The following is an 18,908-nucleotide window of genomic DNA, read 5'->3' as shown; positions in this document are numbered from 1 at the left end:
GCGCCGCTGGCCGGCGATCCTCGTTCAGCGCCTCAGCGCCAGGGCGCGGGCTCGCCGACCAGGCGGCCCTGGACGCCGTACAGGCCCATCTCGCGAATCACCTGCAACTCCCCTTCGGTTTCCACGCGCTCGGCGATCAGCGGCAGGTCGATGCTGTGGGCGGCGCGCTGGATGGCTTCGATAAACAGGCGCTTGTCGCTTTCCTGGTCGATGTCGCGGATGTAGCTGCCGTCGATCTTCAGGTAGGCCAGGCCCAGGCGCGCCAGGTTGCCGATCATGCTGAAGCGCCCGCCGAAACGCTGCAGGCTCAGGGAGAAACCCAGCTCGCGCAGGCGGCGGGTCAGTTGTTCCAGCAGCGCTTGTTCAGGCAACTGCTCTTCGCCGATCTCCAGGGTCAGGCGCGGCCCCAGGCTGGCGTGCTGGCGCAGGATCTCGAACACCTTGTTCAAGGCCTGCGGGTCGGCCAGGGTCGCGGCCGACAGGTTCAATGCCAGCGAATCCTGATGCCCGGCCATCTGCTTGAGCACCTGTTCGAGCATCAGCAGGTCCAGGCGCGAGGTCCAGCCAAAGCGCTCCAGCCACGGCAGGAAGCGCCCGGCGGCGATGGTCTGGCCCTGCTCGTCGAGCAAGCGCGACAGCACCTTGTAATGCAGCACCAGCGCGGTATCGCGGGTCGCGACCACCGGCTGGAAATACAGCTCGAACCGCTGCTGGCTCAAGGCCCCGTCCAGCAGGGTGTGCCAGGCGTGATGGTCGTCGCCGACGCTGGCCGCCGCGTCGTGGTCCAGGCAGGCCCAGCTCGTATCGCCCTGGGCTTCGGCCTGGGCCAGGGCCTGGTCGCCCAGGCCGAGCACCGCCTGCGGTGAGTCGCCATGGACGAAAGGCACCAGGCCGATGGAGGCCACGGACACCACGTCGGTGGCGCCGGTGGCGTGCAGGCTGGCCAAGGCGTTTTCCAGGCTCTGCGCCAGCTGCAGCGCCTCTTCGCGCACCAGCCCCGGCGCCAGCACGGCAAATTCGCCACCGCGGATGCGGGTCACCAGGTTGTGGGTTTCCGGGTACCGCGCGCACTCACGCTGCAATTGTTCGCCCACCGCCTGCAGCAGTTGGTCGGTGCGCTGCCCGCCCAGGCGCTGGTTCAGGCCGGCCAGGTCCTTGACCCGCAGCAACAGCAGGTAGCCGGAGCTGGCCTGTTCCGGGTTGCTCACCCGGGCATTGAGCTGCATCTCGAAGTAACGACGGTTGGCCAGGCCGGTCAGGTTGTCCTGGTAGGACTCGACCCGCAGCCTTTCGCTGCGCTCGGCCTGTTCCTGGAACAGCGCCTTGAGTTTCTCGACCATCTGGTTCATCGCCTGCACCACGCGGCGCAGTTCCGGCGTGCGCGGCAACTCGGGCAGGCTGAGGAATTCGCGGCGGGCAATGGCGTGGGATTGCTGCACCATGTAGTCCAGCGGCTTGAGCTGGCGGCGCAGCAGCAAGGCCCCCAGCACCGCGCTCACGGCACCGCACAGCAGCAGCCAGCCGAGGCTGCCCAGGGCGCTTTGCCAGAGCTTGGCGACGGCGAACATCGGATGGCTGACCACCTCGACCCGCGCCGCCTGTTGCCAGCCACGGCTGACCAGGGCGTCGCCGCCGGCCGGCTCCAGGCCGATCAGCTTGACGAACCAGTCCGGTACGTCGCTGACCTCGGGCGTGCCGCTGCGCTCGACCATGACCTCTTCGGTGACCTGGTTGATCACGCGGATGCTTGAGTAGTAGCCGCTGTCGAAAATCGAGCTGACCAGCAGCTCGACCATCGCCGGGTCGTCGATGTTCGGGGTCAGGGACAAGGCCAGCGCCGTGGCCGCGTCCTGGGCATGGGAACGCAGCTGGTTGACGTACTGGGTGCGCGAACTTTCCAGGCTGACCATGAAGCTGCCGCTGAAGGCGACCACCAGGAACAGACAGATTGCGATCAACAGTTGTTTGAACAAAGACATCTGAGCTCGTGCTCCTAGTGAGTCGTCTCGACCGGAAAACCTTCGGCCTGCATTTTCTTCAACACGTCCTGCCACCGGGACAGGCGCTTGGTGTCACCGACTTTCTTGCTGCCCTTGCCGGGCAGCCACAGGCCCTCGGCATTGAAGGCGTACACCGGCAGCAGGTCGGTACGCTGGCTGGCCGGCTGGATGGCGTCGATCAGGCTGTCGAGGACCAACGGCATGGCCTCCGGGCTTGAATAGTAGGTCAACACCATGTGCGCGCGGTTCTGGCGCAGGGCCTTGACGTAGGTGATGCGCAGCTTGTCACTGGAAACACCGAGGTGGCGCAGGCTGAAATACTTGGCGATCGCATAGTCCTCGCAATCGCCGGCGCCCTTCCACAGGGCCTCGACCGGGGTTTCCCAATAATCCACCTGATGCCACAGGTCGATGTCTTCCACGTAGCGCATGTTCTTGTTGAAGAACAGGTTGACCACCTTGAGCTGTTCCATCTCGCTGGCCTGGTTCTGGGTCGCCAGCAGCTGCTGCCAGGCGTCGATGCGCTTCTGCCCTTCGCCCAGCGGCCCGTACAGCGCCGTGGCGCGGCGGCTGATCTGCGAAAAGTCCCAATCGGCCTGCAGGCCACCCAGCAGCAAGCCGGCCAGCAGCAGCGCCGAAAACAGCCAGCGCAGGGTCCGAGAAAGAGCTAAACGTGCCGCCAATGCGAAGAGTCCATGGGAGCTGTCGTGGGTCGAAGGATGGTGCAGGTTGGTCCGCCAAAAGACAATGGCACCTTACAATCACAGCCCCTCTGGAGACGCTAAGCTGAAAGCAGGGACCTGTTCGTTTATCGGCCAGTGCTTGAGCCTCAGGAGGGCTGCCCCGAGAATCAGCGCCGGCAAAATCCACGACAGGGCCCAGACAGCTGGTTTGACAAGCTGCAGGGCGCTATCTAGCGTCCATTGGATCCAAACCTCAGAAAACAGGATAGCGTTAACGTGACAGAAAAACCGAGGCCCTTGAGCAAGATCGCAGTCAGCGGGCCAATCCCCGCCCACCTCGCGCGCTCGGTGATCGAGGAAACCCTGCGCGCGGCGATTCTCGACGGCCGCCTGCCCAGCGGCACGGCGCTGCGCCAGCAGGATCTGGCCGACCTCTTCGGCGTCAGCCGCATGCCGGTGCGCGAGGCCTTGCGCCAGCTCGAAGCGCAATCGCTGTTGCATGTGGTACCGCACAAAGGCGCGGTGGTCGCCGAGCTGATCGGCTATGACGCGGTGGAAACCTACGGCCTGCGCCTGCTGCTGGAACTGGAGGCGCTGCGCCTGTCGATCCCGCTGCTCGACGCCGAGGATATCGTCCAGGCCCGTGGCTACATCGCGCAGCTGGAAAACGAAACCGACCACGCCGAAATCGGCCGTCTCAACCGCTTGTTCCACATGTCGCTGTACCACCGGGCGCCGAACCAGAAGCTACTGCGCCTGATCGAGCTCGAGTTGAACGAGGAAGAACGCTTCCTGCGCTTCCATCTGTCTTCCATGGGCCTGGGCAAGTTGACCCAGGACGACCACAACGCCATGACCGACGCCGCCGAGGCCAAGGACGTCGAGCGAGCGGTGGAGGTGCTGCGCGGCCATCTGGAAAAGGCCGAGAAGACCATTCGCGACTACCTTGAACGGACCGCCGAGGGCTGACAGCGATAACGGCGGCATGACGCAGCCACGATGCAACACTCAATGACCGGCACACCGGCTTAAGGAAAAGCAGTGCACGCGCGCAATGACAAATGGCTGATGGTGCTCAACTCCGGCGAGCCGGCGAAAACCCGACTCATCTGCTTTCCGCAGACCGGCGCGGATCCGGAACAGCTGCGCAACTGGTCCACCGGGCTGGGCGGACACATCGAGTTGGTGCTGGTGCGACTGCCCGGCCACGGCAGCCGCCAGGCCGAAACCCCGCTCGACGACTGGCCGCGGCTGCTGGCCGAGACCTTCCCTGCACTGCGCCCTCTGCTGGCCAAGCCCCACGCCCTGTTCGGCCATGGCCTGGGCGGGATGCTGGCCTACGAAACCGCCAAGCACGCCCAGGCGCACTACCCCGGCCAGACCCGCCACCTGTTCATTTCCGCCTGCCGCAGCCCCGACTACCCATCGCCCCGGCCGTTGCTGCACATGCTGCCCGCGGCGCCCTTCCAGGAAGCCATGCTGTCGCTGGGCGCCACGCCGATCGAAATCCCCCGCGACCAGGCCAGCCGGAACCAGTACGAAACGCTGCTGCGCGCCGACCTGAAGCTGTTCGAATCCTGGCGCGATCTGTCGAGCGGCAACCTCGACATTCCCCTCACCGCCTTCTATGGCAGCGAGGACCCGCTGGCCCCCGCCAGCAACATGGCCAACTGGCGCGAGTTCACCCGCCGTGAGTTCGAGCTGATCGAGGTGGCCGGCAATCACTTCTTCATCAAGTCCCAGCGCCAGCGCCTGCTGCAGATCATCAATATCCACCTGGGCCTGCTCGGCGAATAATCCGCCGTCTTCCTCCCCCGCTCCTGCCCTCACAGGCCCGCCGACGATGGCTCAGCCGGCGATTTGGGCCCACTCTTGCTGTCGCCGACTGAAAAAGGGACGTGAGCGGCGCGCAGGCTTGCCCGCACACGTCGATCTGCAGACCCACGCAAGGAGCCCAGCGACTGGAGGGCATGACCGGGATCGGCTCCCGCATGCCTTCTCCCAGATATTCAACGACTTCAACTCAGCGCTTCGAAGTTTGCTTCGAGTGAGGCATTCACTCAGCGTTAAAAATTCTGACTTATATAATTCGGAAGGGGCAACTTCATCTCAACAAAACTTGAACCAGAAGTTTTGCAGCAACTTGTCGCACGACAAAAATACAAGTTTGAAAAGTATTATAAAAACAACTTGCCCGACACTTTCTCCTGTATTAGTTTTTTCTCCACCGACATTAAACAACGTCGAGCAGCCGTTCATGAGCACCTGGCAAGCCTCGGCTTTATTGGCTCTCGCAAGCCCATAACGCCAAGACGACGGTTCTTTAACGGATAGACCGGCCAGCACTATAAAACTTTCCAGATTATCAACTCAGGTTTGAGGCCCCTGCTCGCCCGCAACAAATAAGCACTGGTTAAAACACCTATACGAGCCGCAACTAATCGACCAATCAAACACACTTTGACATCTCAGACAGGCAGCCTAAATGAACGCCAGCAAAGAACTTCTCGACGCCCGCAAGGCCACACTCAGCGCCCATCCCATTTTTGCCGAAATCAACACACTCGCGGTTCTTCAACGCTTCATGCAGGCCCATGTTTTCGCCGTGTGGGACTTCATGTCGCTGACCAAGCGCCTGCAACAGGAACTGACCTGCGTGCGCCTGCCCTGGCTACCGCCGCGGGATCCTCGCGCCGCGCGGCTGATCAACGAGATCGTGCTCGGCGAAGAATCCGACGATCGCCCCGGGCAAGGCCATTACAGCCATTTCGAGCTGTACCTGGACGCCATGCGCGAAGTCGGCGCCACCACCGGGGTCGTGGAACGCTTCGTCGCGCTGCAACAGGAGGGCGTGAGTTTCGACACCGCCCTGCACAGCGTCGACGCCGACCCGGCTGCCAGCGCCTTTGTCCGCCAGACCCTGCACACCGCCGTGCAGGCGCCGGCCCATTGCGTGGCGGCGGCCTTTCTCCATGGCCGGGAAAGCGTCATCCCGCGGATGTTCCAGCGCATCCTCGACGACTGGGGCATCGGCATCGAGCAGGCGCCGACCTTTCGCTACTACCTGCAACGCCATATCGAAGTCGACTCCGACGACCACGGCCCGGCCGCGGAACAGCTGCTGGAGCGGCTGGTGGCTGGCGACCCGCAACGCCAGCAGGAGGTGTACGCGGCGGCCATCGCCGCGGTGGACAGCCGCATCGCCCTGTGGGACGGGCTGCGCCTGAGCATGGCCGAATCGGCGATCGGGGTGAGCGCATGAACGCCCTCGACTACCAATCCTTCGCCGACACCTGGGAAGAGCGCGCGACCATCCGCACCCGGCCGCGGCGCATGCTCGAGGACGACGACAAGCTGATCTATCCCCTGAGTCGCCAGCCTCTGGTGCACAGCCAGGGCTTCCTCGACCACTGTGCCCATCTACGGGACTTCGTGCTGGTGCAAAGCCTCTACAAGTTCATCAACGACGTGGTGATCTTCGAGACCGAGCTGGTGGACAAGACCGCCCGCAACATCGCCAAGAATCGCTTCGCCATTGCCTTCCCCTTTGCCTGTCGCTACGACGCCATGACCGTGGTGGTGGACGAGGACTACCACGCGCTGGTGGCGATGGACTTCATGCAGCAGACCATCGCCATGAGCGGCATCGAGCCCATCGAGCTGCCCCGGGAAATCGAGCTTAGCCGGGCCATCCCCGCCGCCCTGCGGCTGGCGCCCGACCACCTGCGCGACGCGATGGAGCTGGTCTGCGTGGCCATCGCCGAGAACACTGTGACCAACGATGTCGCCGCCTTCGCCAAGGACGACACGGTCAAGCAATCGATCAAGGGCCTGATGGCCGACCACCTGCAGGACGAAGGCCGGCATTCGGGTTTCTGGTCGCGGCTGGTGCGCATCTATTGGCACGGCGCCAGCGATGCCGACCGCGCAGAGATCGCCCGGGTGCTGCCGGTGTTCATCGCCCAGTACCTGACCAATGACATTCAGAAGGACTTCGACTTGCGGCTGATCGAGCAACTGCCCGTCGCCGCCCCCATCAAGCAGGCGCTGCGCGAGGAGGCTGCCGCCCTGGCCTACCCGATCAACCGACATCACCCGCTGATCGCCAACATCCTGCGCTTCTTGCGCAGCAGTTCGATGCTGGATTCGGCCTGCGTCCAGGACGCACTGGCCGACTACCTGCCCTAACGGAGGGACCCGAGCATGAGACGCCTCGATATTGTGTTGACGGGCCGCAGCCAGGCCCTGAACGAACTGGCCATGGAGCTGGAGCGCCACGGCCATCTGGTGCGAAAACTGGACTCGCCGCAAGCCATCGTCAACGCCAAGGGGCTGCGGCCCCATCTGCTGATCGACGACGGCAGACTGAGTGATTCACCGTGCCTCGCGGTGGACACCGTGCGCTTGGAATTGCGTATTGCCCTGATCGCCCAAGCGGCGCCCGGGCTGCCACAGGTGCGCCTGTTCCACCGCCACGGCACCCGGCTGATCGAACAGGCGAGCCTGCCGCCGGAGGCCAGCGGCAACGGCCAGGCCCTGCGCGGCAGCGCGGTGGCCAGGCTGGTCGCCAGCACCGCGCGGCTGGTCAGCGGCTTTTCCCGTGACGCGGCGTTTTTCCAGCAGCTCGCGGCCCTGGATGAACCCAGCGAACCGTTGCTGGGCCTGGAGCGCCTGGACTCGCTGGCCTTCGAGCACCGGCACAACCCACAGCCGGCACCGACCTTGCTGCGCGAGATGCAGGTGCCGATCGCCCAGCGCCTCGACCAGAGCCTGCTGGCCTTCGCCCAGCGCCCGGCCTTGAACATCCAGGGCGTCGACTACAGCTACCAGTCCCTGCATCGGCTGAGCCGCAACCTGCAGCGGCAGATGCTGCGACACCTGCCTCCAGCCTCTGGCCAACCACCGGTGATCGGCCTGTGCCTGCCCAAGTCGGCGGTGCTCTATGCCGCGATTCTCGCGACCTTCGGCTGTGGCGCGGTGTACTTGCCCCTGGACCCGGAGCACCCGGCGCAACGGCGGCGCTACATTCTCGACAACGCCGGCGCCGCCCTGCTGCTGCACGACGGCTGCGAAGACCTGGCCGACCTTGAGCTGGCGCAACTCGATGTACGCCCCCTGCTGCACGACGCCGCCGAGGACAGCCTCCCGCTGCTGCGCCAGGCGCCGCCACCAGAGGCGCCCTGCGTGGCGATCTACACTTCGGGCACCACCGGCCAACCCAAAGGCGTGTTGCTCAGCCAGGGCAATCTCAGTCACTTCTGCGCCTGGTATATCGACCATGTCGAGCTGGACCCAGACAGCCGGGTGCTGCAGTTCTCCACCATCAACTTCGACGCCTCGCTGCTGGATATCCTGCCCACCTTCCTGTGTGGCGCGCTGCTGGTGGTCCCCGACCAGGACCAGCGGCGCGACCCGCGGCAACTGCTGGCCCTGCTCCAGCGCCAGCGGGTCAGCCACGCCTTCCTGCCGCCGGCGCTGCTGAGCATCCTGCCCCTGGAGCAGCCGCTGGGCCTGGAGCATCTGGTGACCGGCGGCGACGTCTGCGAACCCTTCGTCATCCAGCGCCTGGCCGACCAGTGCGCGCTGCACAACATCTACGGCCCGACCGAAACCACGGTGCTGGCCACCACCCGCCGCCTGCGCGTCGACGACAACCCGCGCAACCTCGGCCTGCCGATCGCCAACAGCCAGGTGCTGATCCTCGACGAACAGCTGCAACCGCTGCCCGACCGTACCCCCGGCGAGCTGTACCTGGCCGGGCCCGGTGTCGGCCTCGGCTACCTGAACAACCCGGCGCTGAGCGCCGAACGCTACCTGACCCTGGACCTGCCGGACGGGCGCCGACTGCGGGTCTATCGCACCGGGGACATCGGCCAGTGGACCGAGAGTGGCATCGAGATCTGCGGGCGACGGGACAACCAGGTGAAGATCCGCGGGTTCCGGGTCGAACCCGAGGAGATCGAGCATTGCCTGCGCGACGGCCAGCTGTTCCGCCAGGTGGCGGTGGTGATCGACGATCAGCGACGGATCCTCGCCTACCTGGCCCAGCCGAACGCCGCCGGCGACGCACTGCAAACCCTGCGCGAGCAGGTGCGCCAGCGCTTGCCGGACTACATGCAGCCCAGCGCCTATATCGAGCTGCCGAGCATGCCCTGCACCGCCAACGGCAAGGTCGACCGCCGTGCCCTGCTGGCCCTGCCGCGTACATCCGGCAGCAACCGCCAGCGACGCCTGCCACAGAACGCCAACGAACAGCGCCTGCTGCAACTGTGGGCCGAACTGCTGGAACTGCCGGCCGAGGACATCGGCACCGACGATAGTTTCTTCAACCTCGGCGGCCACTCGATTTTGCTGTCGCGCCTGCTGCTGGCGATTCGCGAAGAGTTCGGCCGCGGCCTGTCGATCAACCGCTTTATCGAGGCGCCGACCCTGAGCAACCTGGCGACCCTGGTCGACGGCGCCGCCCACGACGGCCCGGACGCGTCCCTCGACCCGGTGTTCGCCGATGCCAACGCCGAGCTCGACCTGCAAGTGCTGACGGCCAGCCAACTGGGCGACGTGCACAAGGTGCTGGTCACCGGCGCCAACAGTTTTCTCGGCGTGCACATCGTCCAGGCGCTGCTGGAATGGGGCGCCAGCGAGGTGGCGTGCCTGGTGCGGGAAACGCCCACGCAATCGGCCGCCGCACGTTTCACCCAGGCCCTGCGCGACAACCGCCTGGAGCATCTGGACCTGAGCCGGGTGCGGGTGCATGCCGCCGATATCAGCCAGCCACGGCTGGGGCTGGCGGCGGATGTGTATGAACGCATCGACCGCGAATACGGCGCGCTGGTGCACAACGCCGCCAACGTCAATCACGTGCTCGATTACCCGGCGCTGGCGCGCGACAACGTCGAGCCGCTATTCGAGTGCCTGCGCCTGTGCGAAGGGCGCAGCAAGAAGGTCTTCAACTTCGTCTCGACCCTGTCCGCCTCCAGCAGCATCGACGCCCAGGGCCGGGTGCTCGAACAACCGCCCGCGGCCACCCCGCCGATCTACATCCGCAACGGTTACAACCTGTCCAAGTGGGTCGGCGAGCGGATCCTGCAACGGGCTCGCGAACAGGGGGTGTGGGTCAATCTCTATCGCCCGGGCAACATCAGTTTCAACAGCCAGACCGGGGTCTGCCAGCCCCACCGCAACCGCCTGATGCTGATGCTCAAGGGCTCGCTGCAGCTGGGTCAGGTGCCGCAGTTGGCGATGAACTTCGACCTGATGCCGGTGGACTTCCTCGCCCGCTTCATCGCCTTCCACGCCAACCGTTATCAGCCGGCCCACGCGGTGTTCAACCTGCACAACCCGCAGCCTTTGAGCTGGGAGGCCTATGTCGCCTCGTTCCGCGAGGCCGGGCGCGAGTTCCGCATGGTCAGCGTCGCCGACTGGCAGCGCCAGCTGGGCCGGGTCGACCGCGACAACGCGCTGTTCGGCGTCCTCGGCTTCTACCTCAACGGTTTCGAGGAAGACATCGGCGACATCTCGCTGATCGGCCACGCCAACGCCGAGGCCGGGGTGCGGCGCATGGGCGCCGACTACCCGCCCAAGGACCCGGCGCTGCTGCGCAAGGGCTGCCAATACCTGAAAGACATCCGTTTTATCTGAACCCACCCACGCTGGAGAACACCATGAAAAACCTGCAACCCGACACCCTGATCAAGAACCCGAACGCCTGCCAGGTCCTGTCCACCGTGGACATCGGTGCCGATGCCCAAAGCGTCTGGAATATCGTCGGCAACTTCGCCGGCTTCCCGGCCTTCATTCCCGCGTTGTCGCACATCGAAATGACCGGTGAGGGCGTGCGCTCGGTGCGCAAGAAGTTCTTCCACGACGGCAACATCGTGATCGAGCAACTCAACTCTCGGGACGACCAGGCGCGGTACATGACCTGGAGCCTGATCTACGACACCCTGGGCATCGGTAACCTGTGGGCAGCCATGAGCGTCGAGGCCTTGCCCGGCGAACGGGCCCGCGCCACCTGGCGCATCGTCGCCGACCCGGCCGAAGGTGGCGCCGAGGTGGCGGCCTTCCAGGGGTTCCTGCAGGGGTTTGCCGATGAGGCGATGGGCAATGTGCAAAGGATGTTCGCGTAACGCTGAAAATGCCCCTGTAGCCGCTGCCGCAGGCTGCGATCGACGCCGAAGGCGGCGCAGGATTTGGGGATCGCTGGAAGGCCTTCGGCCTTTTCGCAGCCTGCGGCAGCGACTACAGGGGTTCGGAGGCCGGTGGAGAGGGAGGCGGTCCGAAGAACGGCAAGGGGTGCCGCTGGGCCGGTGGAGCAGGAAAAAAAACGCGATGAGCCATACCGGCCTCATCGCGTTTTTCAGGGCAGTGCGGGTCAGATCTTGAAGCTGTCCACCAGTTGCTTCAGGCGGTTGGCCTGCAGCGACAGGGCATCGCAATCCTTCAGGGTTTCGTTGAGGTTGGCCACGCCCTGCTGGTTCAGCAGGTTGATCTGGCTGATGTCGACGTTGAGGGTTTCCACCACGGCGGTCTGCTCTTCGGTGGCGGCGGCCACCGACTGGTTCATGCCGTCGATCTCGGTGATGCGCTGGGTCACGCTGACCAGCCGCGCACCGGCCTGGTTGGCCACTTCGACGCTCTCTTCGCTGGACGCCTGGCTGGCGTTCATGGTCGATACCGCTTCGCGGGAGCCGATCTGCAGCGAGGTGATCATCTTGTGGATCTCCTCGGCCGACTCCTGGGTACGATGGGCCAGGTTGCGGACCTCGTCGGCGACCACCGCGAAACCGCGACCGGCTTCACCGGCGCGCGCCGCTTCGATGGCCGCGTTGAGCGCCAGCAGGTTGGTCTGCTGGGAGATGCCTTTGATCACATCGAGGATGTGGCCGATGTTGTCGGTGCTGGCGTTCAGGGTTTCGATCTGGGTGCAGGACAGGCTGATCTTCTGCGACAGCTCGGTCATGGCCAGGATGGTTTGTTCCACCACCTGGCGACCATCGTCGGCCTGCTCGCTGGCGCCGCTGGCGTGCTGCGAGGCATCGGCGGCGTTGCGGGCGATTTCCTGGGTGGCGGCGCCCAGCTGGTTGATCGCCGCGGCCACGCTGTTGGTGCGCGCGCTTTGTTCGTCGGAACCGATGATCGAGGCGTTGGACGAGGCCATCACGCGCTGGGACAGGTCGTGCACCTGGCGGGTGGCCGAGGACACTTCGGAAATCGACGCATGGATACGTTCCACGAACTGGTTGAACGAGCCGCCCAGTACGCCGAATTCGTCCTTGCTCTCCACCACCAGACGGCGGGTCAGGTCGCCCTCGCCCTGGGCGATGTCCTGCATCGCGCGGCCCATGGTGGTCAGCGGACGCATCAGCACCTGGATCAGCAGGCTCAGCAGCACGGCAATCGCGGCCACGGCGATGAACATCGCCAGCAGCGCCGAGGTGCGGAACTTGCTCAGCGGGGCGAACGCCTTGTCACGGTCGATGGACAGGCCGATGTACCACTCGGCATTCGGCAGGCCGGTCACCGGGGTGAACGACAGGATGCGTTCCTGGCCGTTGAGCAGCACTTCCTGGGTGCCTTTCTGGATATGCACGTTGGCGCCCGGGTAGACATCCTTGAGGTTCTTCATCACCTGGTCCTTGTCCGGGCTGACGATCACCTGCCCGTCCGCGCTGACCAGGAAGGCATGGCCCAGGCCGCCGAAGTCCACCGAGTTGATGATCTTCACCAGGGTTTCCAGGCTCAGATCGCCCCCCACCACGCCCAGCAGCTGGCCGTCCTTTTTCACCGGCATGGCGATGGTCACCACCAGCCCGCCAACGGCCGCCATATAGGGCGGGGTCAGCATGGTCTTGTCGGCCGCCACGGCCTGCTTGTACCAGGGACGCTGACGCGGGTCGTAGCCGTCCGGCATCTTCGCGTCAGGCCGCTGGGTAAACACACCGTTGACCTGGCCCACGTAGGTGAACTGGAAGTTCGTGGTGAACGCCGGCTGGTCCACCAGCCCCGGGAAGTCAGCGTTGGCGCCCTGGTGGGCGACGTTCTGCGAGAGGTTCTCGAGCACCAGGATGCGTCCGCTCATCCAGTTCTGGACGCTGCTGGAAGTGAGGTCACCCGCCTGTTCGATGGACGATTCGAGGTTCTGGCGAATGGTGTTTCGCTGCAGATAGTCGTTGTACAAAGTGAACAACGCGAATGCCAGAACCACTACACCGGAGGCGGCCAAAAGGATTTTATGGCTGAACTTGAGATTCATGTCATGGGACTTCTTATGCCGAAAGTGGGGATGCGTACGGGATGCAACTTTCCATGTAACAACGCAGGCGGCGTTCTACGACCGCTCTACTTTGGTGCACGCATGGGTCTCACTGTCTGTCGGCACGAGACGGATAAATCTTAGCGATTTGTCAGAAATGTACCTGTTATCTGCAAAAAACCGCTGAACGGCAGGCTAGAGCGGTCGCGTCGGACTTTTCCGTAGCCGGTCGCCCTGCGGCTGTTGCAAAATCCCAACCCCTTGATGACAATGCGACTAATTATCATTTGTGACACCCGGGCAGTCGCATCCATGTCATCACCTGAGTTCGCGGTACAGGCGCTTTACAGCCATCACCATGGCTGGCTCAACACATGGTTACGCAGCCGGCTGGGCAACGCCGCCGATGCCGCCGACCTGGCGCAGGACACCTTCGTGCGCCTGTTGCAGCGCACCGAACGCCTGGAACTCAAGGCCCCGCACGCCTTCCTGCGGACCATTGCCCGCGGCCTGGTGATCGACCACTGGCGCCGCGAGGAAATCGAACGCGCCTACCTGGAAACCATCGCCCATCTGCCGCAAGCCCAAGCCCCCAGCGAGGAAGCCCGCGCCCTGGTGCTGGAGCTCCTGGAAAGCATCGCGCACATGCTCGAAGGCCTGAAGCCGAAAGTGCGCAAGGCGTTCCTGCTGGCCCAGTGCGAGGGCCTGACCCACAAGCAGATCGCCGAACAGATGGGGCTGTCCCTGCGTTCGGTGGAGCGTTACGTGGCCGACGCGCTGTTCCACTGCTACCTGCTGCGCTATGAGGCTTGAGCGCTGTGGATAACCCCTCGATCAACCTGCGCCGACCCGTGGACCCCAGGCACCTGGTGGTCAAGCAGGCCATCAACTGGATGCTGCGCCTGCGCAACAACGCCGGTAATCCCCGGCTGATGCAGCAATGCGATACCTGGCGCGCGGCCCATCACGAGCACGAGCTGGCCTGGCAACGGGTGCAATCGCTGCAGCAGGAACTGCACAGCAACCTGCGGGCGGTACCCGGTGCCCAGGTGGCCTTCGATACCCTGGAAAACAGCGCCCAGCGCCTCGGCCGACGCCAGGCCCTGAAGCTGCTCGGCGGCGTCATGCTGGTGGGCTGCGCCGCGTGGCTGGGCAAGGAGCAACTGGCCTGGCAGCAATGGAACGCCGACTTCGCCACCGCCACCGGCGAACGCCGCGGCTTCCAGTTGCCGGACGGCTCGCGCCTGGAACTCAACACCGACAGCGCCGCCGACATGGACTTCAATGCCCGGCAACGGCTGATCCGGCTCAGCCGTGGGGAAATCATGCTGACCTGCGGCCCGGACTCGCAGGCGAGCCCTTCCAGGCCGCTGCTGGTACGGACCCGCCATGGTCTGTTCGAAGGGCTCGACGCCAGTTTCGTGGTGCGCATGGAAGGCGACTGCACGCGCCTGAGCGTCACCGCCGGCAGCGTTGCGATTCATTCGCCGCACACCGCCGATGGCACCTCGGTCCGGGTACAGGCCGGGCAAAGCTACCGGGTCAGTGCGTCCCGGGCGGTGCCGGTGCCGCCGCTGGACATGGACGTGGGCGCCTGGGCCGATGGCCTGATCGTCACCCGCAATATGCGGCTGGCGGACTTCCTCCATGAGGTCGGGCGTTATCGCCACGGTTACCTGGGCTGTGCCGACGAGATCGGCGACCTGCGCCTGTCCGGCGTGTTCCGCCTGGAGGACACCGACAAACTGCTGGCGATCCTCCCGCAAACCCTGCCCGTGCGCCTGCGTTATCGCACCCGCTGGTGGGTCACCCTGGAACGTCTGGCCTGAGACGCTTCAACCCGTTGAAATTTTTTTGGCGGCTTTTTCCCGTGAGTCCGGCTTAGACAGTAAGCACTTCCATCTGCCTTCAGCGACTCAACGGAACCCTTCCATGATTGTGCACTTCCACCACTCCTCTTCTGCACGGCCCACCCTCGGCCTGCGCCATGCCGTGCGCGTGGCCCTGCTGTCCTCGGCGCTGGGCGTCGCCGCCTTGCCTTGCCTGGCACAGGCGGCCGAGACGGGCGCGGCCAGCCTCAGCCACAGCTACAACATCCCCGGCGGCGCCCTGAGCGAGGTACTCAACCGCTTCGCCCGCGAGGCCGGCATCACCCTGTCGATGACCCCGGCGCAGCTCCAGGGGCGCCAGTCCGCCGGCCTGAAGGGCGAGTACTCCACCGACCAGGCCCTGGGCCAGTTGCTCAACGGCTCCGGCCTGGAAGCGCTGAGCCAGGACGGTAGCAGCTACGTGCTGCGGGCCTTGCCCGAGACCAGCACCCTGGCGTTGCCAACCACCGATATCAAGGGTTTCGCCCTGGGCAATGCCTTGGGCAGCATGGAAGGCTACAACGCCACCCACAGCCAGATCGCCACCAAGACTAGTACCGCGCTGCTGGAAACCTCGCAAAGCGTGTCGGTGGTGACCCGCGAACAAATGGACGACCAGGGTTCGCAAACCGTGTCCCAGGCCATGCGCTACACCCCCGGCGTGCTGACCAACCCCTACGGCGCGACCCACAGGTACGACTACGTGGCCATGCGCGGCTTCAACGACGGCTCGGTGGACAACATCTACCTCGACGGCCTCAAGTCCATGGGCGACAGCGGCACCTACAGCACCATGCAGGTCGATCCGTACTTCCTGGAGCGGGTGGACATCCTCAAAGGGCCTTCGTCGGTGCTTTACGGCCGCAGTTCCCCGGGCGGCCTGGTGGCACTGACCAGCAAGAAGCCGCTGTTCGAGCCCTACCATCAGATCCAGGCCACGGTCGGCACCCAGGGCCAGCGCGGCATGGGCTTCGACTTCAGCGGCCCGGTGGACGACGACAAGCGCATCGCCTATCGCCTGACCGGGCTGGCGGACCGCTCCGACACCCAGTTCGACCACAACAAGGAAAAACGCTACGCCCTGGCACCGACCCTGAGCATCGACTTCACCGATGACACCTCGCTGACCCTGCAGGCGTACCTGCAACACGATCCGGACGGCGGCTACCACAGCGGCATGCCGGCCGATGGTGCGTTGCACCCGCGCAACGGCCGGCGGATTTCCGAGAACTTCTTCGAAGGCGAACCGGGCATCGATCGCTACAAGCGCGATCAGCAGTCGTTCGGTTATCAGTTCGAACATCGCTTCAACGATGTCTTCACCGCGCGGCAGAACTTCCGCTACCTGGACTCCAAGGTGAAGCTGGACCAGGTCTACGGCTACGGCTGGACCACACCGACCAGCAACGAGCTGAACCGCTACTACACCGGCGGCGACGAGAAGCTGCATGCGTTCATCGTCGACAACATGCTGCAGGCCGAATTTCTCACCGGCGCGACCAAGCACACGGTGCTGATGGGCGCGGATTACCAGCGGCGCAAGACGGTGGTGGACTGGACCAGCGGCTCGGTGGCGCCGATCAATGCGTTCGATCCGGTCTATGGCAACTCGGCCATCACTTACTACGACCCGCTCAGCTATCTGCGTCGCCTCGAGCAGACCGGCGTCTACCTGCAGGACCTGATCGAGATGGACAAGTGGCGCTTCTCCCTGGGCCTGCGCCAGGACTGGGTAGAGACCTCGGACGAGAACCGCCTGGCCGAAGCCACGCGCCCGGTGGGCACCGAGATCAATGACAAGCGCACCAAGCTGACGGGCCGCGCCGGGGCGCTGTACCTGTTCGATAACGGGTTGGCGCCTTACATCAGCTATTCCGAATCCTTCAACCCCAACTCTTACGCGGACAGCGCCGGCAACCCGCTGGCGCCTACCGATGGCACCCAATGGGAACTGGGCCTGAAGTACCAGCCACCGGGCACGGATGACCTGTACACCGCGTCGCTGTTCCGCATCGACCAGGAAAACCTGGCCACCAAGCTGCCCCAGGAAAACTTCTATCGCGCGGTCGGCGCCGTACGCTCCCAGGGCCTGGAACTGGAAGCGCACCTGCAGTTGAACGACAACCTCAAGCTGCTCGGCAGCTACACCTTCACCGATATCGAGTACTCGAAGTCGATGATCAGCACCTTGAGCACAGCCACCGACATCATCGAGAACAAGGGCAACTCACCGACCCAGGCGCCGCGGCACATGGCTTCGCTCTGGGCCGACTACAAGTTCGACAGCGGCTCGCTCGACGGCCTGCGCCTGGGTGGTGGCGTGCGGTATGTGGGCTACAGCTGGGCGGATGCGGAGAACACCATGAAGGTGCCGTCCTACACCCTGTTCGATGCCTCCGTCGGCTATGACCTGGGCAAGATCGGCCTGAAGGGCGTGGATGTCCGGCTCAATGCCAACAACCTGACCAACGAATCCTACATCGCCTCCTGTGCCAGCCTGAGCTTCTGCTACATGGGCGAGGAGCGAAACGTCGCGGCCACGGTCAGCTACCAGTTCTAATCATTTGTCATTCCCCCGAAGCCAGCGCATGCGCTGGCTTTGTCGTCTCTACGGGAAAATTCCATGCGCGCAATTCTGGTTCTACTGCATCGTTATATCGGCCTGGCCACCGCGGTGTTTCTGCTGCTGGCGGGGCTGACCGGCAGCCTGCTGGCCTTCAATCACGAGCTGGACGAGTGGCTCAACCCGGAGTTCTACGAAGCCCCCGCCGAGGGTCAGGCACTGCCGCCTGGAAGCCTGGTCGACCGTGTGCAGACGCAGCATCCGCGCCTGCAGGTCTGGTACATGGAGTACCCCAACGAGCCCGGACATACCGCGCTGCTCGCGGCGGTGCCTCGTAACGACCCGGCCACGGGCAAGCCGTTCGACGACCCCAACCAGGTGTTCTATCTGGATCCGGTCAGTGGCGAGCAGACCGGCAAGCGGTTCTGGGGTGCCTGCTGTTTTCAGCGGGAAAATCTCATCCCCTTCATTCTCGAGTTCCACTACAACCTGACGCTGCCGGGTAACTGGGGGCTGGTGTTGATGGGGCTGGTGGCGATCTTCTGGGTCGTCGATTGCTTCATCGCCTTGTTCCTCACCCTGCCCCGTGGCCGGCCGTTCTGGAAGAAGTGGTCGACCGCCTGGAAGATCAAGGGCGGGCACGCCTATCGTCTCAACATGGATCTGCATCGGGCGGGCGGGTTATGGCTGTGGTTACTGCTGCTGCCGATAGCGATCAGCAGCGTGGCGATGAACCTGCCGAGCCAGGTGTTCAAGCCAGTAGTGTCCCTACTCTCACCGATCGAGCCGAGCGTCTATGAAGCTCGTGGGCGCATGCCCAGCGATCAGTTGGGGGTTACTCGGCTCACCTATCAGCAGGCTTATGAACGGGCCCGGGAAGAAGGCAAACGGCTGGGCCTGACAGCAGCGATCGGCGAGCTGTATTACAGCTTCGAATACAACTTCTATGGCGCCGGTTTCGGTCAGCACGATACCGAGGCCCATGGTAAGTCGTGGCTGTTCTTTCATGGCACCGATGGGCACCTGTTGGGACAGGAGATCGCCGGGCAAGGCACCCTGGGCGAACGTTTTTATCGGCTGCAACTGCCGATCCATGGTGGCCGGATCATTGGCTTTACCGGGCAGGTACTTATTGCGGTGTTGGGGTTGGTGATTGCGGTGTTGTCCGTCACCGGGATCTACATCTGGTGGCGTAAATGGCTGGCTCGCAGAAGCAGCAAGATGCGTCAGCGGTGAGGTGAGGGATAGAGCGGAGGTGCTTCGCTCTGTTCTGACGTTCTGAAGCAGAGTTGGGCGCTGTCAGGGGGCTCCCTGCTGAGTGACCTGGAGCCTGGCTCCTATGTAAGCCCAGAGGCTTTCAGACGTACAAAAACAAAACCCCTGTCTGCGTCAGCAGACAGGGGTTTCGGAATTCAATCTTGACGATGACCTACTCTCACATGGGGAAACCCCACACTACCATCGGCGATGCATCGTTTCACTGCTGAGTTCGGGATGGGATCAGGTGGTTCCAATGCTCTATGGTCGTCAAGAAATTCGGTG

Annotated in this window: 13 protein-coding genes, 1 rRNA gene and 1 pseudogene; 10 read left to right on the top strand and 5 right to left on the bottom strand. The window is 64.2% G+C overall.

All coding sequences use genetic code 11. The annotated features are described in order from the left end of the window. Positions 1-32: 32 nt before the first annotated feature. Together lapD and lapG are read right to left on the bottom strand one after the other, a co-directional pair. Positions 33-1,979: a cyclic di-GMP receptor LapD gene (lapD, locus tag AC07VU_RS30605; protein WP_495031018.1), complete on the bottom strand. Its 1,947-nt coding sequence runs from the start codon at positions 1,977-1,979 to the stop codon at positions 33-35. A 14-nt stretch (positions 1,980-1,993) separates the two neighbouring features. Further along, the gene (gene lapG / locus AC07VU_RS30600; RefSeq protein ID WP_007927321.1) at positions 1,994-2,683 is read right to left on the bottom strand and encodes a cysteine protease LapG; all 690 of its coding nucleotides are present in this window, start codon (positions 2,681-2,683) and stop codon (positions 1,994-1,996) included. 276 nt (positions 2,684-2,959) lie between these two features. Here lapG and AC07VU_RS30595 point away from each other — a divergent pair, with 276 nt between their 5' ends. The 6 genes from AC07VU_RS30595 (at position 2,960) to AC07VU_RS30570 (ending at position 10,809) form a co-directional block, all read left to right on the top strand. After that, on the top strand, positions 2,960-3,652 hold the full coding sequence (locus AC07VU_RS30595) for a GntR family transcriptional regulator (protein WP_495031017.1): 693 nt from the start codon (positions 2,960-2,962) through the stop codon (positions 3,650-3,652). 72 nt (positions 3,653-3,724) lie between these two features. Then, a complete protein-coding gene (locus AC07VU_RS30590; RefSeq protein WP_495031016.1) occupies positions 3,725-4,480 on the top strand; it encodes a thioesterase II family protein in 756 nt (251 codons plus the stop codon). A gap of 688 nt (positions 4,481-5,168) precedes the next feature. After that, positions 5,169-5,945, top strand: a complete 777-nt coding sequence (locus AC07VU_RS30585; RefSeq protein WP_277589948.1) for a DUF3050 domain-containing protein — start codon at positions 5,169-5,171, stop codon at positions 5,943-5,945. Then, positions 5,942-6,871 carry a diiron oxygenase gene (locus AC07VU_RS30580; RefSeq protein WP_009041565.1) on the top strand — a complete coding sequence of 310 codons (930 nt, stop codon included), beginning with the start codon at positions 5,942-5,944 and terminating at the stop codon, positions 6,869-6,871. The genes AC07VU_RS30585 and AC07VU_RS30580 overlap by 4 nt, the downstream gene beginning before the upstream one ends. 15 nt (positions 6,872-6,886) lie before the next feature. Beyond that, complete coding sequence (locus AC07VU_RS30575) at positions 6,887-10,321, top strand: non-ribosomal peptide synthetase (RefSeq protein WP_495031015.1); 3,435 nt, start codon at positions 6,887-6,889, stop codon at positions 10,319-10,321. A 23-nt stretch (positions 10,322-10,344) separates the two neighbouring features. Further along, positions 10,345-10,809, top strand: a complete 465-nt coding sequence (locus tag AC07VU_RS30570) for an SRPBCC family protein (RefSeq protein WP_274305167.1) — start codon at positions 10,345-10,347, stop codon at positions 10,807-10,809. Between the two features lie 245 nt (positions 10,810-11,054). Here the strand turns inward: AC07VU_RS30570 and AC07VU_RS30565 are convergent, their stop codons facing one another. Both AC07VU_RS30565 and AC07VU_RS30560 read right to left on the bottom strand, forming a co-directional pair. Then, entirely contained in the window at positions 11,055-11,840 is a 786-nt protein-coding gene (locus tag AC07VU_RS30565) for a methyl-accepting chemotaxis protein (protein ID WP_370686837.1), read from the bottom strand. A gap of 69 nt (positions 11,841-11,909) precedes the next feature. After that, positions 11,910-12,935 (bottom strand): annotated as a pseudogene (locus tag AC07VU_RS30560) (HAMP domain-containing protein); the annotation flags it as partial. 312 nt (positions 12,936-13,247) lie between these two features. On the opposite strand from AC07VU_RS30560, the gene AC07VU_RS30555 reads away from it, so the two are divergent. The 4 genes from AC07VU_RS30555 (at position 13,248) to AC07VU_RS30540 (ending at position 18,602) form a co-directional block, all read left to right on the top strand. Then, on the top strand, positions 13,248-13,748 hold the full coding sequence (locus AC07VU_RS30555; protein ID WP_495031014.1) for a sigma-70 family RNA polymerase sigma factor: 501 nt from the start codon (positions 13,248-13,250) through the stop codon (positions 13,746-13,748). Between the two features lie 5 nt (positions 13,749-13,753). After that, complete coding sequence (locus AC07VU_RS30550; RefSeq protein ID WP_277589945.1) at positions 13,754-14,764, top strand: FecR domain-containing protein; 1,011 nt, start codon at positions 13,754-13,756, stop codon at positions 14,762-14,764. Between the two features lie 103 nt (positions 14,765-14,867). Next, positions 14,868-17,363, top strand: coding sequence for a TonB-dependent siderophore receptor (locus AC07VU_RS30545; protein WP_495031013.1), 2,496 nt, complete (start codon positions 14,868-14,870; stop codon positions 17,361-17,363). Positions 17,364-17,426: 63 nt separating this feature from the next. After that, entirely contained in the window at positions 17,427-18,602 is a 1,176-nt protein-coding gene (locus tag AC07VU_RS30540; RefSeq protein WP_495031012.1) for a PepSY-associated TM helix domain-containing protein, read from the top strand. 180 nt (positions 18,603-18,782) lie between these two features. On the opposite strand, the gene rrf is transcribed toward AC07VU_RS30540, so the two are convergent. After that, positions 18,783-18,898: ribosomal RNA gene (gene rrf / locus AC07VU_RS30535) — 5S ribosomal RNA — on the bottom strand. Positions 18,899-18,908: the final 10 nt, after the last annotated feature.

The sequence above is a fragment of the Pseudomonas sp. GW821-FHT02B10 genome, assembly GCF_059421865.1.
Note: the sequence above shows the minus strand (reverse complement) of the source record. Positions and strands in the feature narration are given on the sequence as shown.

Excerpts from the sequence above, each read along its gene's own strand:
- lapD (WP_495031018.1), bottom strand. The coding sequence starts at position 1,979 with ATGTCTTTGTTCAAACAACTGTTGATCGCAATCTGTCTGTTCCTGGTG.
- AC07VU_RS30585 (WP_277589948.1), top strand. The coding sequence starts at position 5,169 with ATGAACGCCAGCAAAGAACTTCTCGACGCCCGCAAGGCCACACTCAGC.
- AC07VU_RS30580 (WP_009041565.1), top strand. The coding sequence starts at position 5,942 with ATGAACGCCCTCGACTACCAATCCTTCGCCGACACCTGGGAAGAGCGC.
- AC07VU_RS30575 (WP_495031015.1), top strand. The coding sequence starts at position 6,887 with ATGAGACGCCTCGATATTGTGTTGACGGGCCGCAGCCAGGCCCTGAAC.
- AC07VU_RS30570 (WP_274305167.1), top strand. The coding sequence starts at position 10,345 with ATGAAAAACCTGCAACCCGACACCCTGATCAAGAACCCGAACGCCTGC.
- AC07VU_RS30565 (WP_370686837.1), bottom strand. The coding sequence starts at position 11,840 with ATGGCCTCGTCCAACGCCTCGATCATCGGTTCCGACGAACAAAGCGCG.
- AC07VU_RS30555 (WP_495031014.1), top strand. The coding sequence starts at position 13,248 with ATGTCATCACCTGAGTTCGCGGTACAGGCGCTTTACAGCCATCACCAT.
- AC07VU_RS30545 (WP_495031013.1), top strand. The coding sequence starts at position 14,868 with ATGATTGTGCACTTCCACCACTCCTCTTCTGCACGGCCCACCCTCGGC.
- AC07VU_RS30540 (WP_495031012.1), top strand. The coding sequence starts at position 17,427 with ATGCGCGCAATTCTGGTTCTACTGCATCGTTATATCGGCCTGGCCACC.